This is a genomic window from Lishizhenia sp., from assembly GCF_057456495.1.
Genome location: NZ_JBVCPV010000194.1, coordinates 1 through 5,382, shown reverse-complemented (window position 1 = coordinate 5,382; position 5,382 = coordinate 1). Strand labels below are relative to the sequence as shown.

Sequence of the window (5,382 nt, the reverse complement as noted above, 5' to 3'; positions counted from 1 at the left end):
CCAAGGGGATGGTATCGGCATTACATATTGTTAAATCTACGGCACAGCCATAGTTGTGAACACTTCCATTTCTTGGATTAGAAACAAATTTCACACGTTCAGCTACTGGCAAACTATCCATAGCTCTCCACATTTCCCATTGAACACTTCGTGGACGTACGGCATCATAAACCAACAAGTGTAATGAACTATCCATAGCAGTTAAACTATCCTGAACTACAGCCAAACGCTCTGCTAAATCCTTTTGAAGATAGGCTTTGGTTAAAGATCCATATAAATCTTTAGAAAGAAAGTTATCTGTAGTGCTGTATTTCAAATCCACCCAAATACCGGAGTGATACGTTTGAACATCAACGAGGCCTGCATCCACTATCTTCTGTTCTAGTGTATCCATTTCAACTTTTCCTTCTTCAAGGTTCCTCTTTGATGAATCTCTGATAGGGGTTTGAATTATTGTGTCTACTGGCAAAGCTTGAACCTTTTTGATCGGGTTCTTTTTTTCTCCGCAAGCCATTAACATTAAACAAAAGCCAATTAATTGATAATATTTCATAAAAAATCTTTCAGATGAATAACTACATTACGACTTATTCAAGCACCAAGTTCCACGAAATTAGAAGAAAATGACAGACGCTCTTTTCTTTTTAGTTTTTTCGTTTTTCTTCCTCTCCCCTTGCATAAAAACGCTAAACATCTAACTTCCAGATTATACCATAGATTAATCTGTAAAAAATCGAATTGAATAAAGATGTTCACAAACAAGATCAGAACGAACGGTAGCGCTCTAAAACAGTAGTAAAGTCACTTATCCGAGCTCCAATTCACCATTCCAAAGTTGAACTTACAACGGGTTGCATTTCATAAAATTAATTTCAATATTTGTTGGGAAGCAAAACCAGCAGTCTATGGATGAAACAAACCGCAATGAACGCAATGAAGAGGTATATTCTAAGGTCGTAAGAGCCGGAAAAAGAACGTATTTCTTTGATATTAAATCAACTAGAGGTAATGACCTTTATTTAACGCTTACAGAAAGCAAAAAATCCATGGTTAATGGACGTATGAGTTTTCAAAAACACAAAATCTTTTTGTACAAAGAAGATTTTGAAAAATTCAGCGATGGACTCCAGGAGGTTATTGAAAAAATTGCAGAATTAAAATCTTCTGGTCCTTACAAAATTGAGGAAGAAGAGAAAGAAGCGTACAGCACTGTGAGTTTTGATGATTTATAGATATCAACAATAAATCAACATTGTCATAAGGAAAAATAAAGGAGAGAATTCTTAATTTGAATCGAGGTTTAGAATTATCTTTACCTTGAAAATAAAACACTATGGGTAAAATTATTGCGATAGCTAATCAAAAAGGAGGAGTAGGAAAAACAACCACAGCCATTAATGCTGCGGGGTGTTTAGGAGTGCTAGAATATAAAACATTGATAGTTGACGCCGACCCACAGGCCAATGCTACTTCTGGTTTAGGTTTTGATCCAAAAAACAATAAAAATATTTACGACTGTTTGGTGAATGAAACACATCCAAGAGATGTAATCATGCAAACACAAAATCCAAATTTAGACATCATAGCTTCTCACATCGATTTAGTGGGTGCTGAGTTAGAAATGATCAATATGCCTAATCGTGAGCACATGATGCGTTTGGCCTTAGAAAAGGTTAAAGACGATTACGATTTTATCATCATAGACTGTTCACCTTCTTTAGGGTTAATCACATTAAATGCACTTACTGCAGCTGACTCAGTTATGATTCCTGTGCAATGTGAATACTTTGCATTAGAAGGATTGGGTAAATTATTGAATACAATTAAAATAGTTCAAGGAAGATTAAATACTGATTTAGAAATTGAAGGTATTTTATTAACCATGTACGATACGCGTTTACGTTTGGCCAACCAAGTTGTAGACGAAGTAAAAACACATTTTCAAGAATTAGTTTTTGATACTGTAATTCACAGGAATACAAAGTTAGGAGAAGCTCCAAGTTTTGGAGAAACCATAGTAATGCACGATGCTACTAGTAAAGGTTCTATAAACTATCTTAACTTTGCACGAGAATTATTACAACGTAATAACGCGACGAAAGTAAACGAAGACGATAAAAAAATCACACTTGGAAATGAGCTCTAAAGCAAATAAAAAACCACCCTTAGGAAAAGGACTAGGGGCCTTGTTGCAAAGTTCAGCAACAGATATAACTTCATCAGACATTTCAGACAAATCGGTATTAGGAGCGATTGCTATGCTACCAATTTCTAGCATAGAAGCCAATCCATTTAACCCGAGAACACACTTCGAGGAAGATGCCCTTAACGAATTAAGCAAGTCTATCGGAGAGCACGGTATTATCCAACCCTTAACAGTAAGAAAATTAGGGAGGGATAAATATCAGTTGATTTCTGGAGAGCGTAGATTTAGAGCTTCTCAGCTTGCAGGTTTAACGGAAGTTCCTGCTTACATTAGAGTCGCGAACGATCAGACCATGCTGGAAATGGCCTTGGTTGAAAACATTCAACGTGAAGATTTAAATGCCATTGAAGTTGCTTTATCTTACCAACGTTTGTTAGACGAATGTGATCTAACGCAGGAACAATTGAGTCAGAAAATTGCAAAAAGTAGATCTTCTATTACCAACCATTTACGCTTGTTAAAACTTCCGGCTTTGGTTCAAAAAGGAGTAAGAGACAACCTTATTTCTATGGGACACGCCAGAGCTTTAGTTTCAGCGGGTGATGAAGGAACGCAAATTGACTTATTCTACGCAATTATAGAAGAAGGCTTATCTGTTAGAGCATTAGAAAGTCTTATCAAAGGAGAAGGTGATGTTGAAAAAGCTAAACCAGCACCAAAAGTAGACGCTGCTCCTATCAGTCAAATTCAAAACGATTTTAGATCTCATTTTGGTGACAAGGTTGCTGCCAAAGTTGAAATTAAAAAGACACCACAAGGAAGTGGTAAATTGGTGATCAACTTCAATTCTGAAACAGATTTGAATCGAATCATTGAAATCTTAAACAAATAAATTGAGAACACCTCTTCTCATACTATTTATACTCATTGGAAGTTTAGCGTGGTGTCAAAATAACGACACCATTGCTGAGCCTCTTCCCCTTAAAGACACCATCCATTCTCCGAGCAAAGCCATGAAATTTAGCGCTATTGTACCCGGAGCTGGACAGTTCTACAATCACTTCGCAAAACCAAAGGGTAAACGCTATGCTTTTATCAAAGTACCTATAATCTACGCAGGTTTAGGATTAGCAGCCTACTCTATTTACACCAACAGTTTAGAGGTGGATAGAACCCGACTTGAATACTACCATAGACTCGATAATCCAGGAAGCTTTAAATTTCCAGAGTACATTCCTTTAGATCAAGGAGCTTTGATCACTGAATACAATTTCGCAAAAAGAAACAGAGACCTGAGTATTGCAGCATTTGTAATTGTTTGGGGACTCAATGTTTTAGACGCAGGCGTTGAAGCACATTTTGTAAATTTTGACGTGAGTCCAGACCTTTCGTTAAATTTAAGACCAACCCTACTTAACAACTCAAGTTACGGCCTTAGTTTAGCCTTTAATTTTCGTTAAAAAAGGCTGAAAATACCTACTTTCTCTTATTTTTGCTACGCGATTAGAATTGTAAAACAATCAATTCTACAAAGAAGAAATCACATGAGAATAGCACTAGTAGGATACGGAAAAATGGGGAAAGCAATTGAAGAAATTGCTGTAGAGCGCGGACATGAAATTGTTCTAAGATCAACTTCAAAAAATCCCATCACTCCAGATCAATTGAAAAACATTGATGCAGCCATAGAATTCAGTATTCCCGCTACAGTCTTAAATAACATTGACCTTCTTCTTGATGCAGGCATTCCAACAGTTGTTGGGACTACGGGTTGGAATCATGCTTTGGAAAGTGTTGGAGAAAAAGTTGCCGATAAAGAAGGTGCATTATTACATTCAAGTAATTTCAGTATCGGTGTAAATATTTTCTTTAAAGTCAATGAGTACTTAGCCAAAATCATGAATAAACAAGAAGCATACGCTTGTGATATGACGGAGGTTCATCACATGCAAAAACTAGATGCTCCTAGTGGTACAGCCATCACGCTAGCAGAACAAATCATTGCCAACCACGATAATTACTCAGCTCATTTCTGTAAAGAAAACAATGAAGAAGCCGTGGATAATGGTATTAACATTACCGCTCTCAGAGAACCTGAAGTACCAGGCACACACATTATCAATTATAAATCAGAAATCGATACGATTACTATAAAACACGAAGCACACAACCGCAAAGGATTCGCATTAGGAGCTGTGGTTGCTGCAGAATGGATACACGATAAAAAAGGAGTATTCACAATGCAAGATGTGCTAAATTTCTAAACTATGTCAGCTTTATATTTTTACCTATTTTTCATCGTCTACCCAATTTTGGCAATGTGGCCAAAAATCTTCAAAAAAGCGGGTAGACAAACTTGGGAAGCATTTGTACCCGGTTACAACTACGCTATTGCAAACAAAATCTCAGGTCAACCTTGGTGGTGGTCTTTATTTCTAATCATACCGGGAATCCATATTTTTATGTGGATGGTCATCAACGTATCTCTCATTAGAAAATTTGGAAAAGTATCAGCGGTAGACACCCTACTTGGTATCTTCTTTCCATTTGTTCCGATGTTCCAAATCTCTAGTGATGAAAATGCAAAAGCAAACTACACCACGGATTGGGAAAACGCAAAGCAAGTTGCCGAAAGAACAGCAGGAGACCACATTGTTCTCTTCTTATCGCTTCCTATTATAGGACACATTTTAGCTTATACATTAGGAGCTGTTCAAAGTAAAAAGAAATCAAAAAAATCTCGTATTAAAGAATGGGGAGATACCGTGTTATTTGCACTTATCGCTGCATCTGGTATTAGAACCTACGTCTTTGAACCTTTCCAAATCCCAACGGGATCTATGGAAAAAACCTTATTGGTGGGAGATTTCTTATTTGTAAACAAATTAGCTTATGGACCTAAGGTACCGGTTACTCCAGTGAGTTTCCCTTTGGTGCACAACTTCATCCCTTACTTAAACATTAAATCTTACGTAGGTATTGAAAAACTAGACTATACACGTTTACCAGGATTTACGGATGTTAACAGGTATGATGTTGTGGTATTCAACTACCCTTCTGGAGATACTGCCGTTTACGACCCTCGTATGCCTTACGGTTTAATGGGACACGACTACCATGGATTAGTAATCGGAGAAGCACAACACCAATTCCAATTGGCAAATGAAAGCAACTTTAGAAAGGTAAACGAATTAAAAAACAAGCTAAGAGAACGCATTTTTAACGATTCAACTATT

At 36.9% G+C, this 5,382-nt stretch carries 7 protein-coding genes; 6 read left to right on the top strand and 1 reads right to left on the bottom strand.

From position 1 onward, the window contains the following. On the bottom strand, positions 1-553 hold a 553-nt coding region (locus tag AC22ZQ_RS12235; protein ID WP_318959055.1), incomplete at its 3' end, for a M15 family metallopeptidase. Between the two features lie 352 nt (positions 554-905). On the opposite strand from AC22ZQ_RS12235, the gene AC22ZQ_RS12230 reads away from it, so the two are divergent. The 6 genes from AC22ZQ_RS12230 to lepB form a co-directional block, all read left to right on the top strand. Beyond that, positions 906-1,232: a DUF3276 family protein gene (locus AC22ZQ_RS12230; RefSeq protein ID WP_318959054.1), complete on the top strand. Its 327-nt coding sequence runs from the start codon at positions 906-908 to the stop codon at positions 1,230-1,232. A 101-nt stretch (positions 1,233-1,333) separates the two neighbouring features. Next, positions 1,334-2,146 (top strand): ParA family protein, encoded by an 813-nt coding sequence (locus AC22ZQ_RS12225; RefSeq protein WP_318959053.1) that lies wholly within the window; start codon positions 1,334-1,336, stop codon positions 2,144-2,146. Next, positions 2,136-3,038 carry a ParB/RepB/Spo0J family partition protein gene (locus tag AC22ZQ_RS12220; protein WP_318959052.1) on the top strand — a complete coding sequence of 301 codons (903 nt, stop codon included), beginning with the start codon at positions 2,136-2,138 and terminating at the stop codon, positions 3,036-3,038. Before AC22ZQ_RS12225 ends, AC22ZQ_RS12220 begins: the two co-directional genes overlap by 11 nt. Position 3,039: 1 nt before the next feature. Further along, complete coding sequence (locus AC22ZQ_RS12215; RefSeq protein WP_318959051.1) at positions 3,040-3,606, top strand: DUF5683 domain-containing protein; 567 nt, start codon at positions 3,040-3,042, stop codon at positions 3,604-3,606. Positions 3,607-3,690: 84 nt separating this feature from the next. Further along, positions 3,691-4,410, top strand: coding sequence for a 4-hydroxy-tetrahydrodipicolinate reductase (gene dapB / locus AC22ZQ_RS12210; RefSeq protein WP_318959050.1), 720 nt, complete (start codon positions 3,691-3,693; stop codon positions 4,408-4,410). Positions 4,411-4,413: 3 nt separating this feature from the next. Continuing rightward, a partial coding sequence (gene lepB / locus AC22ZQ_RS12205) for a signal peptidase I (protein ID WP_318959049.1) occupies positions 4,414-5,382 on the top strand: 969 nt, incomplete at its 3' end.

Excerpts from the sequence above, each read along its gene's own strand:
- dapB (WP_318959050.1), top strand. The coding sequence starts at position 3,691 with ATGAGAATAGCACTAGTAGGATACGGAAAAATGGGGAAAGCAATTGAA.
- AC22ZQ_RS12230 (WP_318959054.1), top strand. The coding sequence starts at position 906 with ATGGATGAAACAAACCGCAATGAACGCAATGAAGAGGTATATTCTAAG.
- AC22ZQ_RS12225 (WP_318959053.1), top strand. The coding sequence starts at position 1,334 with ATGGGTAAAATTATTGCGATAGCTAATCAAAAAGGAGGAGTAGGAAAA.
- AC22ZQ_RS12220 (WP_318959052.1), top strand. The coding sequence starts at position 2,136 with ATGAGCTCTAAAGCAAATAAAAAACCACCCTTAGGAAAAGGACTAGGG.